Source organism: Streptomyces sp. Xyl84, assembly GCF_059731885.1.
This window is the reverse complement of record NZ_AP029182.1, coordinates 3740565-3761132: the sequence shown is the minus strand read 5'-3', so window position 1 is coordinate 3761132 and position 20568 is coordinate 3740565. Positions and strand designations below refer to the sequence as shown.

Genomic DNA, 20568 nt, shown 5'->3' with positions numbered 1-20568 from the left:
AGAACGGCCCCCGACCGTCTGTCCCGGTCAGGGGCCGTTCTCACTGCTCAGCGCTGCGGAGGCGGTGGGATTTGAACCCACGGTGACATCGCTGCCACGACGGTTTTCAAGACCGTTCCCTTCGGCCGCTCGGGCACGCCTCCCCGCGCCGCCGGTGACCGGCGGCGCGGGGACAAGACTATCGGGTCACCGCGCGCGCGTGCGGGGCAGTCGGCGTCGGCGTCAGGCGGCGCTGTCGCCGACGCGGGAGCCGAGGACGAGGTCGACCGTGTGCTCCTTGCCGTCGCGCTTGTACGTGATCTTCACCTTGTCGCCGGGCTTGTGCGTCCAGATCTCGCCGATGAGCGTGGGACCGGAGTCGATCACGGTGTCGTCGAGCCGGGTGATGACGTCACCGGACTTCAGGCCGGCCTTGTCGGCCGGGCTGCCCGGTTCGACCGCGGCGCCGCCGCCCGCGCCCTGGTCTGTGATCTTCGCTCCGTCGGAGCCCTGCTCGACGGTGGCGACCGAGGCGCCGATCCTCGCGTAGACCGGCTTGCCGGTCTTGATCAGCTGCTGGGCGACGTACTTGGCCTGGTTGATCGGGATGGCGAAGCCCAGGCCGATCGAGCCGGACTGGCCGGAACCGCCCAGTCCTCCGCCGCTGCCGGAGGACTGGATCGCGGAGTTGATGCCGATCACCGCACCGCGCGCGTCGAGCAGCGGACCACCGGAGTTGCCCGGGTTGATGGAGGCGTCCGTCTGCAGGGCGCTCATGTAGGAGGCCTTGCTGTCGCTGCTGCCGTCGCTGGAGGCGACCGGGCGGTTCTTGGCGCTGATGATGCCCGTCGTCACCGTGTTCGACAGGCCGAAGGGCGCGCCGATGGCGATCGTCTCGTCGCCCACGGCCACCTTGTCGGAGTCGCCGAGCGCGAGCGGCTTGAGGTCGGAGGGGGCGTTCTTCAGCTTGATGACCGCGACGTCGTACCCCTGGGCGTGGCCGATGATCTCGGCGTCGTACTTCCTGCCGTCGGGGAAGGTGGCGGTGAGCTTGCCGCCGTCGACGGCGTCGGCCACCACGTGGTTGTTGGTGACGATGTGGCCCTGGGTGTCGAACACGAAACCGGTGCCGGTGCCGCCCTGGCCGTTGGTGCTCTCCGCCTCGATGGTGACGGTGCTCGGCAGCGCCTTGGCGGCCACCCCGGCGATCGAGTTCGGGTCACGCTTGACCTGGGAGGCCCCGGAGTCGGAGGCGGCGACCGTGGTGGAGCCGCCGTCGTCGTTCCTGGCCAGGGTGTAGCCGAGGCCGCCGCCCAGGCCTCCCGCGACCAGTGCGGCCACCAGGACGGCGGCGATCAGACCACCGCGCCGGCCCCGGGGCTTCGGCGCGGGCTGCTGGTACGCCGCACCCCAGCCGGTCCCGGCACCCGCGCCGCCGTCCGCGTAGGCGGGCACGACGGGGGGTGCGGGCGGCGGCCACGAACCGTCGGCGGGCGCGCCGCCGGGACCCTGCGGGGGCTGCTGCCCCTGCGGGAACCCGGACGAGGCGTGCCCGGCGGGGGCCTGCTCACCGAAGGTCTGTCCGGCCGGGGTGTACGGCTGTGCGGGCGCGGCGCCCGCCCCGTCCCCGGGGGCTGCCGGGTGTGCGCCCGCGGGGGCGGGCGCGGACTGCGGGCCGGCCGGTGCGCCCTCCTGCCGCGGGGCGCCGGGCGCGTGCGCGGGCGTACCGGGCACGTGCGGAGGCGTGCTGGGCGGCGGGGGCGTGGCGGCGCCGCCTCCCTGGGGAGCGGGGGGCTGCGGGGAAGCTGCGGGAGTCTCCACCGGCACGGGAGGTGCGGACGGGGCCGGGGGTACCTCGGTGCCCTCGTTCTCGGTGCTCACAGCTCTTCTCCTCGATCCACGGCTGTTGTTGTCGGTCGCACTCGGTCATGCTCGTCCTGGCCGCCGACGACCGGCGTGCTCCAGCTGTGCATGTGCATCTGTATGTCGTCAGCTTTTCCCACGAGCCGTCAGAGCACCATAAGCCGATGCTGTGGGTCGGACGCCATTCCTTATATAGGTCATCACGCCCTAAACGGACACATTATCGACAGCCGTCCGCCACCAAGCGGGCCCGCGGCGGTGGCACCATGACGCGGTGACCCACGCACGGCAGCATCACATCCAGGTCGTCGCACACCGCGGAGCCTCCGAGGCCGCACCGGAACACACCCTGGCCGCCTACCGGACGGCGATCGAGGACGGCGCGGACGCCCTCGAGTGCGACGTACGCCTGACCGCGGACGGCCACCTCGTGTGCGTGCACGACCGCCGCGTCAACCGTACGTCCAACGGCCGCGGCGCGGTGTCCGCCCTGGAACTCGCCGACCTCGCCGCGCTGGACTTCGGCTCCTGGCGCTCCCGGGCCACCTGGCGGGGCCGCGACGAGGAACCCGACTGGGTCGTACGGCCCGAGGACCCCGAGGACACCGCCGTCCTCACCCTGGAGCGGCTGCTGGAACTCGTCGCCGACGCGGGCCGACGGGTGGAGCTGGCCATCGAGACGAAGCACCCCACGCGGTGGGCCGGGCAGGTCGAGGAGCGGCTGCTGGCCCTGCTGAAGCGGTTCGGCCTGGACGCCCCCGCCTCCCCGGCCGAGTCGGCGGTGCGCGTGATGAGCTTCTCGGCGCGCTCCCTGCACCGGGTGCGGGCGGCCTCCCCGACGCTGCCGACGGTCTACCTGATGCAGTTCGTCTCCCCCCGGCTGCGCGACGGGCGGCTGCCGGCGGGCGTCCGGATCGCGGGCCCCTCGATCCGCATCGTGCGCAGTCATCCGGCGTACGTCGAACGGCTGAAAAGCGCCGGTCACCAGGTGCACGTCTGGACGGTGAACGAGCCGGAGGACGTCGCCCTCTGCGTCGAGCTGGGCGTGGACGCCGTCATCACCAACCGCCCGGGCGCGGTCCTGCACCAGCTCGGCCGCTGAGACACTCCGACCGGTCCTGCCGACCGGGCCCCGGGCCGACCCCTGTCACACAGGCAAGATCCAGCCACACCGTCACAGGGAGTGCTCCGGCGCGTTCGGCGCGTGTTCGATCGTTGCGAATGCGTCGCCGGGCGGCGAATGGCCGGTTTCCGGTTCAGGCCAATGGGGCATCCACACCGTGGCGTGGGGCGAAGGAGGTCTCGGGGGTGGCGTTGGTGGTGGCACAGGAGGTGCCCACGTCGTCGAGCATGGCCGTACCCCATGGCCCTGCGGGCGTGGGGGAAGCAAGGCACCGGATGCGCGCACAGTTGCGCAGGGGTGGCGTGGCGGAATCGGTCATCGACGATGCCGTTCTGATCCTTTCCGAACTGTTGAGCAATGCCTGCAAACACGGTCGTCCACTGGACGGCGCCCTGACCGGCGACGGTGACGTCCGCGCCGCCTGGCGCGTCGACGCGAGGGGCCGGCTGCTGGTCGAGGTGACGGACGGCGGCGGCCCGACCCGCCCGGCCCCCGCCACCCCGTCGGTCACCGCGCACGGCGGCCGCGGGCTGAACATCATCACGGCGCTCTGCGACGACTGGGGAGTGCGGGACGACGTCCGCGGCGAGGTCACCGTGTGGGTGGTCGTCCACGCCGACGTCCACGACCCGGACGCCGGCCACCGCCGCGACGACTTCGCCACGCGCGTCGCCGCGCCGGCGGTGGCGGCGCTGCCCGAACTGGACTTCGTGGACGCCTTCGACGATCTGGGCTGAAGCACAGGTGAACAGGGGGCGGGAGGGGCCCGCCCGCCCCTCACCCGGCCTCCCGCGCGCGTGGCGGCCGTACACCGGCAACGCGACACCTGCGTCTCCCCGGGCCCGCGCGCCGGTACGTCCTCCCGCGCGCTCAGCGTTCGTCCGCGTCCGGTGCACGCACCCCTCGTACGCGGACCCTCGTTCCAGCCCGTTCGCACGCCCGCTGCGACCACTCTCCGTAAGGCCCGTTCGCCTGCCCCGCTTCGCGTGCGCCGCTCGTACATGTCGTCGAGCACCCGGCCCCGAGTTGTCCACAACGCCCGTCTCGTCCACAGCTTCCCGCCGTCGAGGGTGTGAACGACTAGGCTCGCGCCCGTACAAGACGAGCCGTAACCGGGAGACACCCAGATGGCCAAGAAGCGACCCCAGACGAAGGCCAAGCGCCCGCAGCTCACGGACGGAGAGATCCCGGTGGTCGGCGCCCGCGAGCCGTGCCCGTGCGGCAGCGGCCGGCGCTACAAGGCCTGCCACGGCCGGGCCGCCGCGCACGCGGTGACCGAGTTGGTGCAGCGGCCGTTCGAGGGCCTGCCCGGTGAGTGCGACTGGGTCGCGCTGCGCGAACTGGTCCCCGCGGCCACGGCCGAGCTGACGCTCAAGGACGGCCTGCCCGAGGGCGTTCCGTCGGTGCGGCTCGCCACCGTGCTGCCGATGGCCTGGCCCGCGCTGCGCCGCGACGACGGCTCGGTGCTCATCGGCCTGCAGAACGACACGGCGTCCGGCGACATCAGCCGCGACCTCGCCGACACCCTGCTGCGCGCGCTGGAGGCGGAGCCCGGCAACCCGGTGCAGGGCCGCCGCGCCCCGGCGGACGGCCCCCGGCTGCAGGACCTGCTCGACCTGTCGGCCCCCTTCGAGCCGGTGGTGCACGAGGGCTTCGAGTTCTGGGTCCCGGACGCGGAGAACGCGACGGCGGAGGTCACGGCCTCCCTGGAGCGGGCCAACGCCGCGGCCATCCCGACCGTGCGCCTGCAGGGCGTGGAGGCGGCCTACTGGTGCGAGACCCCGGACAAGAACCACCTGCGGTGGGTCATGCCGCACCCCGAGGAGCACCTTCTGGACGCTCTCGCGCGGCTGCACGCGGCGGGCGCCTCCAGCCTCGGTGAGGGCACCCGCCTGGTCGGCTCCTTCCGCGCCCACGGCCTCACGGTGCCCGTCTGGGACCTGCCCAGCGGCTTCGGCGCCCAGGACGCGGAGAAGCCGGCCGCCGAGTTCGCCGAGCGGCTGGCCGGTGCCCTGGCCGACGACACGCCGCTGACGGGTGACGAGCGGCGGGCCCGCGGCGGCCTGACCAACCGCCAGGTCACCCTCAGCTGAGCCGCCGTCGGGCCGGCCGGTGCTGACCGACCGGCCAGCCGGACGCCCCGCGCGGAACAGGCAGCTCCAGTTCCAACTCCCGCGTTGCGCAGGCGAGTCGGCGTGTCCGGAAAGACGACCCACGAGGTGACTGGAAACCCGGGATCGAATTTGCGAACCGCCGATCTCTTGTTACCGTTCCCATAGCCCGGTTGCTGGTGCATCCCCCGTCGCCAGCAACCGGGTCTTTCCATGTGCGCCGCCGCTCACCGAGCGCAGCCGTCGGTCAACTCCCCGTTCCTGCAGACGGGTTGCTTCCCGAGCGCAGCAGCAGCGGCCCGCTCCCGGTCCGCTCCCCGCGCCCGGCGAACTCGGTGACGGCCGTGTAGGCGGCCGACGCGCCGCGGGTGCGTTCGCGAGGTGTCTCGCAGGTGTCCGGCTCGTCGTCGCCGTCCAGGGCGCACTGCGTGCGTACGGTGCGGTCGCCCGGCCCCATGAGGGTCAGGGCCGCGTCCAGAGGCCGGCCCGTGGCGTTGCGGTAGTAGGTGCGCGCCCAGGTGTCGGTGCCCTGGGTGAGCACGCACGTCTGCGCCTCGACCCCGTCGGGCGAGGAGACCTCGGGACCGCAGCGGGCGGCGGTCGCCAGCCCGAGGCCGAGCAGGAAGGGCGCAGGGGCGGGAGCGGCGGGCGGCATCTTCTCGTCGCCCCGCGGCCGGGCCGGCGCGGTGGACTGCGCGCCGGCGGCACCGACCCGGTCGCCCACCTGTCCCGCGGAGGCCACGGCCAGCGGCAGCGCGACGGCGCACGCCACGACCCCCATGAGGGCGAGCAGACGCATCCGCCGGGGATCAGCACCGCGCGACCGCCCGGACCCGCTCCCCGGCCCGTCCCCGGTGCCGTGCCCGGGCCCGTCGTGCCGGTGCGCGCAGCCGGTCTCCCGGCCGTCTCCGCGTCCGCACGGATCTCCGTCCCGCTGCCCGTCCGGCCGTGCGCCCCGGTGTCCTTCTTCGTGGCCGTCTCGGCGTCCGCTCGGGTGTCCGCTTCGGTGTCCCTGGAGATCGCGCAGCATGAAGGGACGATAACGACCAGAACGGGCGTTTGACCCCGGCGCGCCCGACGCCCCTACAACTCGGGCGCGCTCACACCCTTACGAGTGAGGGCGTCCACCACGGCGTCCACGACGGCCTCGACATCGGGCACCCAGGGGGAAGCGGAACCGGGCAGCGGGGCGCGCTCCCAGCGGATCGGCCCGGCCCCCGTCTCGGAGGGCGGCAGGGCGAGGTAGCCGCCCTCGCCGTGGAAGCGGAGCGAGCCGGGCACGAAGTCCTTGGCGTAGAGGAGTTCGCCGAGCTGCTCCATGGAGTACGGCCTGACGAGGATCGACCAGCGCGCGGGCGAGGCGACGACCGGGCCGAGCCGCACCCCGGCGTGGTCGAGCGCGCGCAGGGCGCGGGCCGCGGCGAGGGCCGGCAGGCTCACCGCGCAGGGTGCCCCGCCGCCGGTGGCCAGGACGATCGGCGCGGTGGGCCGGTTGGTCCACCACCAGCGCACCATCCGGGCGTCGGTGGTGGCCGCCAGGAGGCCCGGGTCGAAGGGGTGCGCGCCGGGCACCGTGCATTCGGGGTCGGGACAGCCGCAGCGGGCGGGCCGCCCGGGGTCCCGTGCCACGCCGGGGAGCACGGGCCACTGCCACTGGGCGGCGAAGGTCAGGGCCGCGTCGATCGGCTCGGTCCTCCCGTCGCCGCGCCGGGACAGGAGCCTGCGTCGCCTTCCGGGGATCTCGCGCATGAGCGCTCGTTCCTTTCCGTTGCACCGCTGGCAACACCGTGGGCCACATCACACCATGTGTCGATCACTTCACTGGGCGTACCTGTTGGCGCATCACACCCCTGCCTTCGGCACGGGGATCCCCTTCGGGCCGGGCACCGGCTGCTTCCGCGACAGCCTGCCCATACGCGTCTCTCAAGAGCATGGGCGTGGCGCGGGGTGGCGGAGCATGGCGTTTTGCCGTCGCTCGTTCTGCTCTCCGCCGCCGTCACGCGAGGATGGGGCACGGCCGTCGGTGGATAGGACGCCCGGGTCCGTCACCAGGTTCCGGGCGGTTCCCAACCACCCCTGGTCTTCTCCGAGTACGTACCCATCACGACCGCTGTGACGCTCTGTGGAACGAAACCAGTCGACCGCAATAGGCCGTTACCCGAGGCAGTTTCAAGCCAACTTCGTTGATGCGCAAGAGTCCAGGAGGACAACCACGGCCGGCCCTCTGACACCAGGAATCCCAGCAGGACAATGCTGGACATCCCCTCACGAGTGCGTGTACATGTGGAGACACTGCTGGCGGCGCAGAATGACATGGGGGTTTGCGATGCTTTTGAGCAGTACGCACCGGCCGGAAAGCCGGACACCATGAACGCCCCTCACCCTCAGAAAGTGGCCGGAATCGATTCAACGGTTCCCGCACCCGCCCACACTGTCGCGCCCGCCTCCGCAGCCCCGGACGCCTCCCCGGCCGCCGCCGCGCCCAGCGCGCACTCCCCGCACACCGCCCACCCGGCGGGCGCCCTCCTCCAGGACCGGCTCGCGGGCTGGGTCTCCGACCTCACGACCCTGCACGAACTGACCGAGCGGCTGGCCCGCACCGGCCGGCTCGACGCCGCCCTGGAGGAGCTGCTGCACGCCGGAGCGGCCCTGGTGGGCGCCCGGCGCGGCCTCCTCGTCCTCGAACCGGACGACCGGCTGGGCCCCGACACCACCGTCGGTCTGGGCCTGGCCCGCGCAGACCTCGGCCACATCGAGACCGTCCCGCGCCACGCCATGCCCTACGGCGCCCTCCTCGACACCGCGGCCGGACTGCCCGGCGGCGACGGCGAGATCGTGCGCCCCGACCTGTTCGCGGAGGAAAGCCTCGACCCCCGCCACCGCGAGGTGGCCGCCCGCCTCGGCTACGCCGCCGGGTACGCGCTGCCCCTGACCACCGAGGCCGCCGGCCGGCTCGGCGCCGCCCTGTGGCTCTACGACGAGCCCGCCGAACCGACCGACCGGCAGCGCCACCTCGCCGGCCTCTACGTCCGCTTCGCCACCGAGCACCTCGCACGCCTGATCGAGTGCGAACGCACGCGCGCGTGCATGGCGGCGATGACCGAGGAACTGCTGCCGTCCCGGCTGCCGCGCACACCCGGCGTGCACCTCGCCGCCCGCCGCCGCACCGGCCCGCACGGCGGCGGCGACTGGTACGACGCGCTGCCCCTGCCCGACGCCGCCCTCGGCCTCGCGGTCGGCTCCGTCACCGGCACCGGACCCGGCGCGGTCGCCGCGACGGGCCGGCTGCGCGCCTCCCTGCGGGCGTACGCGGTGATGGAGGGCGAGGACCCCGTCGCCGTCCTGTCCGACCTGGAACTGCTCCTGCGGCTGACCGAGCCCGCCCGCTGCGCGACCGCCCTGTTCGCCTACTGCGAGCCCGAGCTGCGCCGGATCACCGTCGCCGGCGCCGGGCACTGCCCGCCGCTGCTGGTCGGCGACCGGCGCACCGAGTACGTCGAGACGACCGTGTCCGCGCCGCTGGGCATGCTCGCCTGCTGGGAGGCGCCCAGCGTGGAGTTCCAGGTCAGCGCAGGCGAAACGGTGCTGCTCTACACCGACGGGCTGCTGCACCGCACCGGCGACCCCGTCGACCGCGCCTTCGCGCGACTGCACGCCGCCGCGGCCGGCGTCCCGCGCGCGGTGCGCCACGACCCGGACGCCGTCGTCGACCACGTGCTGCGCACCGTCCTGCCCGACGGCCTGGACGTGACCGGCGGCACGGAGGACGTGGTGCTGCTGGCGGCACGTTTCGAGTAGGCCCGCGGACACCGCAGGTGACGGCGCTCCCGTAACAGGCGCTCACCCCCCGGGCCCCTTCCGTACGACCGTACGATGGGGGTGGTCCAGTGCCGTATCGAGGAGGAAGACCGTGGCGGACGAGCTCATCCCGGAGACCCCGGAGACCGAGAGCGAGGAGCCGATCAAGCAGCGCAAGAACGGCCTGTACCCGGGCGTGTCCGACGAGCTCGCCGAGAACATGAAGTCCGGCTGGGCCGACACCGAGCTGCGCGACCTGGAGCCGGTCGGGCAGGCGGAGCACACCGCCCGCCGCCGCGCCGCGCTGTCCGCTCGCTTCCCCGGTGAGCGCCTGGTGATCCCGGCGGGCAACCTGAAGACCCGCTCCAACGACACCGAGTACGCCTTCCGCTCCTCGGTCGAGTACGCCTACCTCACCGGCAACCAGACCGAGGACGGCGTCCTGGTGCTGGAGCCCACCGCGGACGGCCACCGGGCGACCCTCTACCTCCTGCCCCGCTCCGACCGGGAGAACGGCGAGTTCTGGCTCGACGGCCAGGGCGAGCTGTGGGTCGGCCGCCGCCACTCCCTGACCGAGTCCGAGGCGCTGTACGGCATCCCGGCCGCCGACGTGCGCGAACTGGCCGGGAAGCTGCGCGAGGCCACCGGCCCGGTCCGTGTCGTGCGCGGCCACGACGCCGGCGTCGAGGCGGCCCTGACCGACAAGGTCACCGCCGAGCGCGACGAGGAACTGCGCGTCTTCCTGTCCGAGGCCCGCCTGGTCAAGGACGACTTCGAGGTCGGCGAGCTGCAGAAGGCCGTGGACTCCACGGTGCGCGGCTTCGAGGACGTGGTGAAGGTCCTCGACAAGGCCGAGGCGACCAGCGAGCGCTACATCGAGGGCACGTTCTTCCTCCGCGCGCGCGTGGAGGGCAACGACGTCGGCTACGGCACCATCGCCGCCGCCGGGCCGCACGCCTGCACGCTGCACTGGGTCCGCAACGACGGCCCGGTCCGCTCCGGCGACCTGCTGCTGCTGGACGCGGGCGTGGAGACCCACACCCTGTACACCGCCGACGTCACCCGCACCCTGCCGGTCAGCGGCACGTACAGCGAGATCCAGAAGAAGATCTACGACGCCGTGTACGAGGCCCAGGAGGCGGGCATCGCGGCGGTGAAGCCGGGCGCCAAGTACCGCGACTTCCACGACGCCGCCCAGCGCGTGCTCGCCGGGAAGCTCGTCGCGTGGGGCCTGGTGGAGGGCCCCGTCGAGCGGGTCCTGGAGCTGGGCCTGCAGCGCCGCTGGACCCTGCACGGCACCGGGCACATGCTCGGCATGGACGTCCACGACTGCGCCGCCGCGCGCACGGAGACGTACGTGGACGGCACGCTGGAGCCGGGCATGGTCCTCACCGTCGAGCCCGGCCTGTACTTCCAGGCGGACGACCTGACGGTCCCCGAGGAGTACCGCGGCATCGGCGTCCGCATCGAGGACGACATCCTCGTCACCGAGGACGGCAACCGGAACCTGTCCGCCGCCCTGCCGCGCCGCTCGGACGAGGTCGAGACGTGGATGGCGGCCCTGAAGGGCTGACACCGGGAACAGCGGCCGGGCACCCGAGCGGTGCCCGGCCGTACACATGCCCAGGGGGAGGGTTTTCGTGGACATCGGGGACTTCGGGGACGCGGACGGCTTCTGGTCCGCGGTCGGGGTGGACCTGCATCTGGAACCGGACGCGGCGGCGGGCCGCCGTGCGGGCCTGGAGAAGGCGCTCAGGGACGCCGTGCGGGACGGGCGGCTCACGCCCGGCTCGCGGCTGCCGGCGACCCGGCGGCTGGCAGCCGAGCTGGGCGTGTCCCGGGGCACCGCGAAGGCGGCCTACGACCAGTTGGTCGCCGAGGGGTACCTGACGGCGCGCCAGGGCTCCGGCACCCGCGTCGCCGCCCTGCCCGCCGTGGACCAGCAGGAGCCCGGAGCGGCGGCACGCGCGCGTGCACCCCGTTTCGACCTGCGGCCCGGCAGCCCCGACGTGGGCGCCTTCCCCGCGGCGGCCTGGCTGCGGGCGCTGCGCCGCGCCATAGCGACGGCGCCTTCCCTGGCGTACGACTACGGCGACCCGCGCGGCCGGATCGAACTGCGCACCGCGCTGGCGGGCTACCTGGGCCGGGCCCGCGGGGTGATCGCGCCGCCGGAGCGGATCGTGATCACCGCCGGGTACGTGCAGGGCCTGGCCCTGCTGACACGCGTGCTGGACGGCGCCTCGGTCGCCATGGAGGACCCCGGACTGCCCTTCCACCGGGACGTGGTCCGGCACAACGGCGGCACCGTGGTGCCGGTACGGGTGGACGAGCGGGGGGTGCGGGCGCAGGACCTGGGCGAGCACGGCGCCGTCGTCGTCACCCCCGCGCACCAGTACCCGACCGGTGTGACCCTGCACCCCGAGCGGCGGCGGGCGCTGACCGACTGGGCACGCGCGCGTGGTGCCCTGATCGTCGAGGACGACTACGACGGCGAGTTCCGCTACGACCGCCAGCCCGTCGGCGCGCTCCAGGGCATGGCGCCCGGTCACGTCGCCTACCTCGGCACCGCCTCCAAGACCCTCGGCCCGGCGCTGCGGCTGGGCTGGATGGTCCTTCCGCCGCACCTGGTGGACGCGGTGGCCGACGCCAAGCTGCACAGCGACCACCACACCGAGACCATCGGGCAGCTGGCGCTCGCCGAACTGATCGACAGCCACGCCTACGACCGGCACGTGCGCGCGTGCCGGCTTCGTTACCGGCGCCGCCGGGACCAGCTCCTGGACCGGCTGGGCCCGCGCCGCCGGGTGCGCGGGATCGCCGCCGGGCTGCACGCCCTGGTCGACGTCGACGACGAGGAGGCGGTGCTGGCCCGGGCGGAGGCGGAGTCACTGGCCCTCGGCCGCCTCGCCGACCACTGGCACACCCCCGGCGCGGGACGGCCGCAGGGCCTCGTCGTCGGCTACGGGACGCCGAGGGAACGGATCTACCCCGAGGCGCTGGACGTCCTGGCGAAGATCCTGGACGAGGTCTGAGGCCCTGGACGCCGGCCCGCGAGGGCCGGGACCGTCCTGGGGCCTGCCCGTCCTAGGTCCTGTCGTCAAATTGCCGTCGTCCGCCCGGAGGGCGGGCCTCGCGGCGTCAGGTGCGTGCTCTCGGCGTGCCGGGCCCTGACCCTCGTACCGGACGTACTCGGGTCTGGGCCCGGTGCGGCGAGAGTGCGTGCATGGCGTCGCGAGGCAGGCGGGAATGTGACGACAGGGCCTAGACCGCCACCAGAGGTGCGTCCTCGCGCCACTTCAGGATCTTGTCGAAGCTCACCACCGCTCCGCCGCGCCCCGGCTTGTTGCCGATGTGGACGTGGTCGGCGAGTTCCCGGATGAGGCACAGGCCACGGCCGTGCTCGGCCTCCGCGTGCGGGGCGCGCAGCGGCACCCGGTGGCCGCCGGCCGGGAAGCCGGGACCCGTGTCGGCCACCTCGATGCGGCACTTCTCCCCGTCGAGGTAGGCAGTCACGCGGTACGCCCCGCAGGCGGCGTCCCCGCCGTGCTCGACGGCGTTCGCGCACGCCTCGCTCAACGCGACGGACAGGTCGTAGGAGATGTCGGGGTCGACGCCCGCCGTCTCCATGGTGCCGAGCAGGAGCCGGCGGGCGAGCGGCACGCTCGCGGCGTCACGCCGCAGATGCAGTGACCACCAGATGCTCATGCTCCAGCCTCCCGGCCGCGGCTCGACATACCGTTACGTATTGCCCCGCGTGCCCGGCCGTAAGCACCGAGTTGACGCGGAAACGCCCGTCCGGCGGATGTGGTGCGAACGGAATCGGTGTATGCGTGGGACCATCCGCCGCAGAACGTGACCCACCCGGAGGTACCGCATCTTGTGGACCTGCCGTACGGCGCCCCGGTGCCCAGTGGGATGATGAGCGCGCCATGACTGCCCCCCACTCGCGCACGGCACCGGCCGGGCGCGGTCTCCGGCTGCTGCGGGCCGCGGTGTTCGCCGCGGTCTGCGTCGTGCTGGCCGCGGCCGGTCACACGCTGGGCTCGTGCGCGGCGGTCCCGCTGTGGACGCTGGGCGCGGGCTTCCTCGGGGCACTCGTGGTCGTCGTCCCGCTGGCCGGACGCGCACGCTCGCTGCCCGGGATCGCGGCGCTGCTCGCACTCGGCCAGACCGTACTGCACGCGCTGTTCGCCCTCGGCCAGCACGGCGCCATGGCCATGGGGCCGATGGCGTCGGCGAGCATGCCGGGACCGTCCGGTTCCGCGGCGCACGCGGGACACACGCTGTCCGACGCCGCGCTGGTCGAGCGGGCCGCGCGGTACATGTGCGGGACCACGACCGCCGGGATCACCCCGGCCCGCGCCTACCGGATCCTCGTCGACGCCCATCTCTACCCGGCGACGGCCCAGGACCCGGCCACCGCGGCCCACCCGGCGGGCGCCCTGCCGACCGCCGGCCCCGTCGCCTCGCTGCTGTCGCTGCTGCCGTCCCTGCCCATGCTGCTCGGGCACGTGCTCGCCGCGCTGGCCGCGGGCTGGCTGCTGCGCCACGGCGACCTCGCGCTGCTCCGCCTCATGGCGCTGGAGGCGCACGGCGTCGCCGAGGGCGCGCTCGTACGGTCCCTGCGCGGGGCGCTCGCCCTGGCGTGCGCCCTGTGTGCCGGGCTGCCGACGGCACCGGGCACCGGACCGCGCCTTGCGCGCGCCGCCGACTCCGTCCTGCCCCCTCCTTCCACCACCGCGCTCCAGCACACGGTGATCCGCCGCGGCCCGCCCGCCGCCTCCTTCGCCCTCGCTGCCTGACGCGACGCGACCAGCGCTCCACCGGACCCGGCCGACCGGGTCCCGCCGGAGGGAGTGGCCGCCGTCGTGCGGCACACGCGCGTGCCCGTCTCCCGGGTTGGTCCGCACCGTCGGACGCACCGGCGGACGTCCGGCGCACGCGCCTCTCCCGACCACCGGAACACCACCGGAACACACCGGACCCACTCGAAGTGGAGTGCTCTTCGTGATGAAGGCCATCAGCCGCAAGACCTCTCGTCTCGCCACCGTCGGCGCCCTCGCGGGCACGGCCGTCCTCGCCGTGTCCGTCCCCGCGTTCGCGCACGTCACCGTGCAGCCGGAAGGCGCCGCGGCCAAGGGCGGCTACGCCGTCGTCGACTTCAAGGTGCCCAACGAGCGCGACAACGCCTCCACCACCAAGCTGGAGGTCAGCTTCCCGGCCGACCACCCGCTGGCCTCCGTGATGCCGGAGCCGATCGACGGCTGGAAGATCGAGGTCACCAAGTCCAAGCTGGCCAAGCCGCTGGAGATGCACGGCGAGAAGATCTCCGAGGCCGTCTCCAAGGTCACCTGGACCGCCGACGGCAAGGGCGTCCAGCCCGGCTACTTCCAGAAGTTCCCCCTCTCCCTCGGCGCACTGCCCCAGGACGCCGACCAGCTCGTCTTCAAGGCCCTGCAGACGTACTCCGACAAGGAGGTCGTCCGCTGGATCGAGGTGCCGCAGAAGGGCCAGGCGGAGCCCGACAACCCGGCGCCCACGCTCCAGCTGACCGCCGCGGACGACGCCCACGGCGGCGCGGCCCAGAAGGCCTCGGCCGGCTCCGAGTCCGCCGCCGGCACCACCACCGCCGCCGCCGCGAACGGCAGCAGCAGCGACACCACCGCCCGCGCCCTCGGCATCGTCGGCATCGTCGTCGGCGCGGCCGGCGTCGCCTACGGCGTGTTCGCCGGACGCCGCCGGACCGCCGCCTGACCCTGCACGCCCGCGCCGCGCACCGGGGCCGCACGCCGTCCGCCGTACGGCCCCCGTACCACCGCACAGGCCCACGGCCCCGGTGCGCGCCGGAGTTCTCACATCTGGGACATTTTTCTATGCGCAAGAAGACGTTCGCCGCGGCCGCCCTGCTCGCCGCCGCGACGATGACCCTGTCCGCCTGCGGCAGCGGCGACGACAGTGCCGCCCCCGCCACCGTCGTCGCCGAGGAGACCTCGAAGAAGCCCTCGACGGTCCTCGACCAGCCGTTCGAGAAGCCCGACCTGGTGCTCACCGACACGCACGGCAAGAAGTACGACCTCCGCAAGGAGACCGCCGGCCGGCCCACCCTCCTCTACTTCGGCTACACCCACTGCCCCGACGTGTGCCCGCTGACGATGAACAACCTCGCGGTCGCCAAGAAGGCCCTGCCCAAGGCGGAGCAGGACAAGCTGCGGGTGGTGTTCGTCACCACCGACCCCGGCCGTGACACCCCCGCCGAACTCGGCAAGTGGCTCAACGGCATCGATCCCCGGTTCATCGGCCTGACCGGCGACTTCGCCACCATCCAGGCCGGTGCGCGCAGCGTCGGCATCACCATCGAACCGACCACGAAGGACAAGAACGGCAAGCTCGTCTCCGTGCACGGCACCCAGGTGGTCGCCTTCTCGCCGAAGAACGACAGCGGTTACGTGGTCTACGACGAGGACGCCGGCGTCGCCGACTACACCAAGGACCTGCCCAAGCTCGTCAAGGGAGAGAACCCGTGAGGCGCCGGACCGCTATGACCGCGCTGACGGCGGCGGCCCTGGCCGGCACGGTGCTGCTGACCGGCTGCGGCGGCTCGGCCTCCGGCGCGGAGTCCGGCGGGAAGGCCGAACTGTCCGTCAGCGCCGCCTACATGCCCCAGCCGGTCTCCGGCTCGATGGCGGCCGGCTTCCTGACGATCGTCAACAAGGGCGACGCCGAGGACGAGCTGACCTCCGTCACCAGCGACGCCGCCGGCTCCGTCACCGCGCACCGGACGGTCGGCGGGACCATGCGTGAGGCGGGCCCGCTCGCCGTCCCCGCCCACGGACGGCTCGTGTTCAAGAGCGGCGGCAACCACCTGATGTTCGACATGCTCAAGCGAAAGCCCCGCGAGGGCCAGACGGTCACCGTCGACCTGCACTTCGCCCACTCCGGCGACCTGCGGGTCGAGATGCCGGTGAAGGCGGCCACGTACAGCCCCGAGACCGGACACTGAGGGAGGGACCACCTTGACGCAGACCACCGCCCCCCGCGTCCGGAACCTGGTGCTGCTGTTCCTGGCCGTCACCGGCGCGCTCCTGGCCGGCGCCGCACCGGCCTCCGCGCACGCCGCGCTGACCGGCAGCGACCCCCGGCAGGGGGCGGTGGTCGCCGAGGCACCCGCCCGGGTCTCCCTGACCTTCTCCGAGAAGGTCGCCATGAACGACGACTCCCTGCGCGTCCTCGACCCGGCCGGCAGCCGGGTCGACACCGGCCGACCGTCCGACACCACCGGCACCACGTACACCCTGGGACTGCGCGGCGGGCTGGCCAAGGGCACGTACACCGTCACCTACCAGGTGGTCTCCGCCGACAGCCATCCCGTCGCCGGCGCCTACACCTTCTCCATCGGAGCACCCTCCAAGACCTCCGTCGTGGCCGGCGGCCAGGACGTGGGCGGCGGACCCGTCGGCTGGCTGTACGGCGTCGGGCGCTACGTCTCCTACGCCGGCTTCATCGTCCTGGCCGGCGGCGCCGCCTTCGTCCTCGCCTGCTGGCAGCGCGGGGCCGGGGTGCGGGCCGTGCAGCGGCTCGTCGTGTCCGGCTGGATCGCGCTCACCGCCGCGACCCTGGCCCTGCTCCTCCTGCGCGGCTCGTACACCACCTCCGGAAAACTCGGCGACGTCTTCGACCTGAACCTGCTCGGCGAGGTGCTCCAGACCAAGACGGGCGCCGCCCTCGTCTCGCGGCTGCTGCTGCTCGCGGCGGCCGCACTCTTCGTCGCGGTCCTCTTCGGGGCCTACGAGAAACGCGAGGACGAGGAGAAACGGGACCTGACGTTCGGGCTCGCGATCGGCGGCGTCGTGGTCGCCGCCGGACTGGCGGCGAGCTGGGCCCTGGCCGAGCACGCCTCGGTCGGCCTCCAGCCCGGCATCGCGATGCCGGTCGACGTCGTCCACCTGCTCGCCGTGGCCGCCTGGCTCGGCGGACTCGCCGCACTCCTGGTCGCGCTGTACCGCGCACCGGCGGACACCCCCGTCGACGCCCCGGCCGTACGCCGCTTCTCCCGTGTCGCCTTCGGCTCCGTGGCGGCCCTCGTCGCCACCGGCGTCTACCAGTCCTGGCGCCAGGTCGGCTCGTGGCATGCGCTGACCGGCACCCGCTACGGGCAGTTGCTGCTCGTCAAGGCCGGCCTCGTCGTCCTCATGGTCGGCGTCGCCTGGACCTCCCGGCGCTGGACGGGCCGGCTGGCCGGCACGGTCACCGGCCAGGCCGCGACCGCCACCGCCGGCCGTGGGAAGCAACGCGGCCCGCAGCGGGCCAAGGACCCGGCCCGGAAAGAACCCGTGGGCGCACGGAAGGGCACCCCGCAGGCACCGGGCCCGGCCGACGGCGACGCCCGGCGCGCCGCCCAGCTGGCCCGGCAGCGGGCCGCCGTGGACGCGGCCCGGCAGAAGCGGGAGCGGACAGCCGACCCGAACCGGTTCGGGCTGCGCCGTTCCGTCATGGCGGAGGCCACGGTCGCCGTCATCCTGCTCGCCGTCACCACGGTGCTGACCCAGACCGAGCCCGGCCGCACGGAGGAAGAGGCCAAGGCCGCCGCGTCGTCCCCCGCCTCCTCGTCCTCCCCCTCCTCGTCGTCGGCCGGGGCCGTCACCCTCGACATGCCGTTCGACACCGGCGGCCAGGACGGCAAGGGCGTGGTCCGGCTCGACATCGACCCCGCACGCGTGGGCGGCAACGAGATGCACGTCTACGTGCAGCGACCGGACGGGAAGGCGTTCGACGTCCCCGAGATCAAGACCGCCTTCACCCTGACCGCCCAGAAGATCGGGCCGCTGTCCGTCACCCCCGACCACATCACCACCGGCCACTGGGCGGCCGACGGAGTACAGATCCCCATGGCCGGCTCCTGGAAGGTCGCCGTGACCGTACGGACCTCCGACATCGACCAGGTGACCGTCTCCAAGAACATGCAGATCGGCTGACCCACCATGACCGACCAGTCCACCCCGAAGGCCGCCGCGCCGGCCTCCTCGCCGGCCCGGCCCGAGGCCGGGCAGGCCGGAGCATCCGGCGCAACCGGTGTCTCACGCCGACGGCTGCTCGGCACGGCCGGTGCCACCGGGCTCGTCCTCGGCGCGGCGGGCGCGGCCGTCGGCTACACCTCCGCACCCGCCGGTGCCACCCCCTTGACCGCCCTGGGCGCGGGCCGGGCGGCGTTTCACGTGAAACATCAGCCCGGCATCACCGACCCCCTCCAGGCCTGCGGCCACCTCATCGCCTTCGACCTGGCACCCGGCGCGGGCCGCAAGGAGGCCGCCGCACTGCTGCGCCGGTGGTCGGACACCGCCGAACGGCTGATGGCGGGCGAGCCCGCGGCACACGGCGACACGGACGTCGCCCGGGACGCGGGCCCCTCCTCCCTCACGGTCACCTTCGGCTTCGGCCGGACGTTCTTCGACCGCACCGGCCTCCAGAAGCAGCGGCCCGCAGCCCTCGACCCCCTGCCCGACTTCTCCTCCGACCGGCTCGACAGGGCCCGCAGCAACGGCGACCTGTGGGTGCAGATCGGCGCCGACGACGCCCTGGTCGCCTTCCACGCCCTGCGCGCCGTCCAGAAGGACGCGGGCGCCGCGGCCCGCGTGCGCTGGCAGATGAACGGCTTCAACCGTTCCCCGGGCGCCACCGCGCACCCGATGACGGCCCGCAACCTGATGGGCCAGGTCGACGGCACCAACAACCCGAAACCGCACGACGCCGACTTCGACCAGCGCGTCTTCGTCCCCGCCGACAGCCGGCCCGCCTGGATGGCGAACGGCTCCTACGCCGTCGTACGCCGTATCCGCATGCTCCTGGACGACTGGGAGAAACTGCCCCTCACCCAGCAGGAGAACGTCATCGGACGCCGCAAGTCCGACGGTGCACCGCTCAGCGGAGGCGCCGAGACGACCGCCATGGACCTGGAGAAGACCGGCAAGGACGGTTCCTACGTCGTCCCGGTGAACGCCCACGCCCGCATCACGCGCCCCGACCAGAACGGGGGCGCGGCCATGCTCCGCCGCCCCTTCTCCTACCACGACGGCTTCGCCGCGGACGGCACACCGGACGCGGGCCTGCTGTTCATCTGCTGGCAGGCGGACCCGCTGCGGGGCTTCGTGCCGGTGCAGCGCAAGCTGGACCGCGGCGACGCGCTGTCGCAGTTCATCCGGCACGAGGCGAGCGGCCTGTTCGCCGTGCCGGGCGGCGCGGGCAAGGGCGAGTACGTCGGGCAGCGGCTGCTGGAGGGATGAGCCCCGGGTGCGGCGCCGCACCCGGGTGACGGCGCACCCGGGCCCGGGCCCGCGCGCCCGGCCCGCCCCGGACCGAAGGGCCTAGGGTTGAGGACATGTCAGCGAGCTACGCCTATCTCGGCCCCGAGGGCACCTTCACCGAAGTGGCGCTGCGCACCCTCCCCGAGGCGGCCACCAGGGAACTGGTCCCCTACGTGTCCGTGCAGTCCGCACTGGACGCGGTCCGCGACGGCGAGGCCGAGGCCGCTTTCGTACCGATCGAGAACTCCGTCGAGGGCGGCATCACCACCACGCTCGACGAACTGGTCGCGGGCCGGCCCCTGGTGATCTACCGCGAGGTGCTCCTGCCGATCACCTTCGCGCTGCTGGCCAGGCCCGGCACCCCGCTCGCCGGCATCAAGACGGTCACCGCCCATCCGGCCGCCCAGCCCCAGGTGCGCAACTGGCTGAAGACGCATCTCCCCCACGTCCGGTGGGAATCGGCCGCCTCGAACGCCGACGGGGCCCGACTGGTCCAGGAGGGCCGCTACGACGCGGCCTTCGCCGGTGAGTTCGCGGCGGCACGCTACGGACTGGAGGCCCTGGAGAGCGGCATCCACGACGCGGAGAACGCGCAGACCCGGTTCGTCCTCGTCGGCCGCCCCGCACGGCCCGCCGCCCCGAGCGGCGCGGACAAGACGTCCGTGGTGCTGTGGCAGCGTGACGACCACCCCGGCGGCCTGCGCGACCTGCTGGGCGAGTTCGCCGGCCGGGGGATCAACCTCATGCTGCTCCAGTCCCGGCCGACGGGCGCGGGCATCGGCAACTACTGCTTCTGCGTCGACGCCGAGGGGCACATCACCGACCGCCGGATGGCCGAGGCCCTGATGGGCCTGAAGCGGATCTGCCTGCAGGTGCGCTTCCTGGGTTCGTACCCGCGCGCGGACGTCGGCGCGCAGGCCCTGCGGCCGCCGCTCGCCGGGACCTCGGACGAGGAGTTCGCGGCCGCGGCGGACTGGGTGGCGCGCTGCCAGGACGGCCGTTTCTAGTCACTCTCCGACCGTGTGTGACCGGTCCTACCTGCAGATCTTCATTGTCCACAGAAGTTATCCACAGGTCCTCTTCTCGACCTGGGGACAAGTCGACACCGAAGGGGGACTCGGTCGACAAATCGCCCTACATCCCCCAACTTGGCCCATCAGCCCGCAGGTCACCCTTCGTCCACTCGTTTCCTTTGGTTCATCTTTTGGGGCGACCCCTTTCCACCCGAAAGTGGGTGTCGGGCCGGTTCGATCCGGGAATTCTTCCGGCGGCCGGCACTTCTGGAGTGATCAATTCCGGAGTCCACAGAAGTTGCGCACAGCCTGTGGATAACTCACCGCGAGGTGGGGATTCCTGTGGACAACCCACCTCTCAAGTCCCCCTGCACACAAGGCGA

General features: G+C 73.4%; 17 protein-coding genes and 1 tRNA gene. 13 read left to right on the top strand and 5 right to left on the bottom strand.

Going from position 1 to position 20568, the window contains the following annotated elements:
- Positions 1 to 56 precede the first annotated feature (56 nt).
- Together AC6I72_RS16305 and AC6I72_RS16300 are read right to left on the bottom strand one after the other, a co-directional pair.
- A tRNA-Ser gene (locus tag AC6I72_RS16305) sits at positions 57 to 143 on the bottom strand.
- A gap of 79 nt (positions 144 to 222) precedes the next feature.
- On the bottom strand, positions 223 to 1860 hold the full coding sequence (locus AC6I72_RS16300) for a S1C family serine protease (RefSeq protein WP_498001569.1): 1638 nt from the start codon (positions 1858 to 1860) through the stop codon (positions 223 to 225).
- A 256-nt stretch (positions 1861 to 2116) separates the two neighbouring features.
- Between AC6I72_RS16300 and AC6I72_RS16295 the strand changes: the two genes are divergently transcribed.
- The 3 genes from AC6I72_RS16295 to AC6I72_RS16285 all read left to right on the top strand — a co-directional run bounded on the left by AC6I72_RS16295 (position 2117) and on the right by AC6I72_RS16285 (position 5058).
- Entirely contained in the window at positions 2117 to 2944 is an 828-nt protein-coding gene (locus AC6I72_RS16295; RefSeq protein ID WP_498001568.1) for a glycerophosphodiester phosphodiesterase, read from the top strand.
- 119 nt (positions 2945 to 3063) lie between these two features.
- Positions 3064 to 3702: an ATP-binding protein gene (locus AC6I72_RS16290; RefSeq protein ID WP_498001567.1), complete on the top strand. Its 639-nt coding sequence runs from the start codon at positions 3064 to 3066 to the stop codon at positions 3700 to 3702.
- A 390-nt stretch (positions 3703 to 4092) separates the two neighbouring features.
- A complete protein-coding gene (locus AC6I72_RS16285; protein ID WP_498001565.1) occupies positions 4093 to 5058 on the top strand; it encodes a DUF5926 family protein in 966 nt (321 codons plus the stop codon).
- Between the two features lie 265 nt (positions 5059 to 5323).
- Here the strand turns inward: AC6I72_RS16285 and AC6I72_RS16280 are convergent, their stop codons facing one another.
- Both AC6I72_RS16280 and AC6I72_RS16275 read right to left on the bottom strand, forming a co-directional pair.
- Positions 5324 to 5875 (bottom strand): hypothetical protein, encoded by a 552-nt coding sequence (locus tag AC6I72_RS16280; protein WP_498001563.1) that lies wholly within the window; start codon positions 5873 to 5875, stop codon positions 5324 to 5326.
- A gap of 284 nt (positions 5876 to 6159) precedes the next feature.
- On the bottom strand, positions 6160 to 6825 hold the full coding sequence (locus AC6I72_RS16275; RefSeq protein ID WP_498001562.1) for a bifunctional DNA primase/polymerase: 666 nt from the start codon (positions 6823 to 6825) through the stop codon (positions 6160 to 6162).
- Between the two features lie 501 nt (positions 6826 to 7326).
- On the opposite strand from AC6I72_RS16275, the gene AC6I72_RS16270 reads away from it, so the two are divergent.
- From AC6I72_RS16270 to pdxR, 3 genes are all read left to right on the top strand, one after another.
- Positions 7327 to 8874 (top strand): PP2C family protein-serine/threonine phosphatase, encoded by a 1548-nt coding sequence (locus tag AC6I72_RS16270; RefSeq protein WP_498001561.1) that lies wholly within the window; start codon positions 7327 to 7329, stop codon positions 8872 to 8874.
- Between the two features lie 112 nt (positions 8875 to 8986).
- Positions 8987 to 10447: an aminopeptidase P family protein gene (locus AC6I72_RS16265; protein WP_498001560.1), complete on the top strand. Its 1461-nt coding sequence runs from the start codon at positions 8987 to 8989 to the stop codon at positions 10445 to 10447.
- A gap of 67 nt (positions 10448 to 10514) precedes the next feature.
- Positions 10515 to 11906, top strand: a complete 1392-nt coding sequence (gene pdxR / locus AC6I72_RS16260; RefSeq protein WP_498001559.1) for a MocR-like pyridoxine biosynthesis transcription factor PdxR — start codon at positions 10515 to 10517, stop codon at positions 11904 to 11906.
- Between the two features lie 229 nt (positions 11907 to 12135).
- On the opposite strand, the gene AC6I72_RS16255 is transcribed toward pdxR, so the two are convergent.
- Complete coding sequence (locus AC6I72_RS16255; RefSeq protein ID WP_498001558.1) at positions 12136 to 12579, bottom strand: ATP-binding protein; 444 nt, start codon at positions 12577 to 12579, stop codon at positions 12136 to 12138.
- 224 nt (positions 12580 to 12803) lie between these two features.
- On the opposite strand from AC6I72_RS16255, the gene AC6I72_RS16250 reads away from it, so the two are divergent.
- The 7 genes from AC6I72_RS16250 (at position 12804) to pheA (ending at position 20179) form a co-directional block, all read left to right on the top strand.
- A complete protein-coding gene (locus tag AC6I72_RS16250) occupies positions 12804 to 13676 on the top strand; it encodes a hypothetical protein (protein WP_498001557.1) in 873 nt (290 codons plus the stop codon).
- A 208-nt stretch (positions 13677 to 13884) separates the two neighbouring features.
- Entirely contained in the window at positions 13885 to 14628 is a 744-nt protein-coding gene (locus tag AC6I72_RS16245; protein ID WP_498001556.1) for a YcnI family copper-binding membrane protein, read from the top strand.
- Positions 14629 to 14747: 119 nt separating this feature from the next.
- Positions 14748 to 15398 (top strand): SCO family protein, encoded by a 651-nt coding sequence (locus AC6I72_RS16240; RefSeq protein ID WP_498001555.1) that lies wholly within the window; start codon positions 14748 to 14750, stop codon positions 15396 to 15398.
- A gap of 14 nt (positions 15399 to 15412) precedes the next feature.
- Positions 15413 to 15874, top strand: a complete 462-nt coding sequence (locus AC6I72_RS16235) for a copper chaperone PCu(A)C (protein WP_498001553.1) — start codon at positions 15413 to 15415, stop codon at positions 15872 to 15874.
- A 13-nt stretch (positions 15875 to 15887) separates the two neighbouring features.
- Complete coding sequence (locus AC6I72_RS16230) at positions 15888 to 17846, top strand: copper resistance CopC/CopD family protein (protein WP_498001551.1); 1959 nt, start codon at positions 15888 to 15890, stop codon at positions 17844 to 17846.
- 6 nt (positions 17847 to 17852) lie between these two features.
- The gene (gene efeB / locus AC6I72_RS16225; RefSeq protein WP_498001550.1) at positions 17853 to 19151 is read left to right on the top strand and encodes an iron uptake transporter deferrochelatase/peroxidase subunit; all 1299 of its coding nucleotides are present in this window, start codon (positions 17853 to 17855) and stop codon (positions 19149 to 19151) included.
- A 95-nt stretch (positions 19152 to 19246) separates the two neighbouring features.
- Positions 19247 to 20179 (top strand): prephenate dehydratase, encoded by a 933-nt coding sequence (pheA, locus tag AC6I72_RS16220; RefSeq protein ID WP_498001549.1) that lies wholly within the window; start codon positions 19247 to 19249, stop codon positions 20177 to 20179.
- The last annotated feature ends 389 nt before the right edge of the window (positions 20180 to 20568 follow it).

Excerpts from the sequence above, each read along its gene's own strand:
- AC6I72_RS16290 (WP_498001567.1), top strand. The coding sequence starts at position 3,064 with ATGCGTCGCCGGGCGGCGAATGGCCGGTTTCCGGTTCAGGCCAATGGG.
- AC6I72_RS16285 (WP_498001565.1), top strand. The coding sequence starts at position 4,093 with ATGGCCAAGAAGCGACCCCAGACGAAGGCCAAGCGCCCGCAGCTCACG.
- AC6I72_RS16280 (WP_498001563.1), bottom strand. The coding sequence starts at position 5,875 with ATGCGTCTGCTCGCCCTCATGGGGGTCGTGGCGTGCGCCGTCGCGCTG.
- AC6I72_RS16275 (WP_498001562.1), bottom strand. The coding sequence starts at position 6,825 with ATGCGCGAGATCCCCGGAAGGCGACGCAGGCTCCTGTCCCGGCGCGGC.
- AC6I72_RS16270 (WP_498001561.1), top strand. The coding sequence starts at position 7,327 with ATGCTGGACATCCCCTCACGAGTGCGTGTACATGTGGAGACACTGCTG.
- AC6I72_RS16255 (WP_498001558.1), bottom strand. The coding sequence starts at position 12,579 with ATGAGCATCTGGTGGTCACTGCATCTGCGGCGTGACGCCGCGAGCGTG.
- AC6I72_RS16250 (WP_498001557.1), top strand. The coding sequence starts at position 12,804 with ATGACTGCCCCCCACTCGCGCACGGCACCGGCCGGGCGCGGTCTCCGG.
- AC6I72_RS16245 (WP_498001556.1), top strand. The coding sequence starts at position 13,885 with ATGAAGGCCATCAGCCGCAAGACCTCTCGTCTCGCCACCGTCGGCGCC.
- AC6I72_RS16240 (WP_498001555.1), top strand. The coding sequence starts at position 14,748 with ATGCGCAAGAAGACGTTCGCCGCGGCCGCCCTGCTCGCCGCCGCGACG.
- AC6I72_RS16235 (WP_498001553.1), top strand. The coding sequence starts at position 15,413 with ATGACCGCGCTGACGGCGGCGGCCCTGGCCGGCACGGTGCTGCTGACC.
- efeB (WP_498001550.1), top strand. The coding sequence starts at position 17,853 with ATGACCGACCAGTCCACCCCGAAGGCCGCCGCGCCGGCCTCCTCGCCG.
- pheA (WP_498001549.1), top strand. The coding sequence starts at position 19,247 with ATGTCAGCGAGCTACGCCTATCTCGGCCCCGAGGGCACCTTCACCGAA.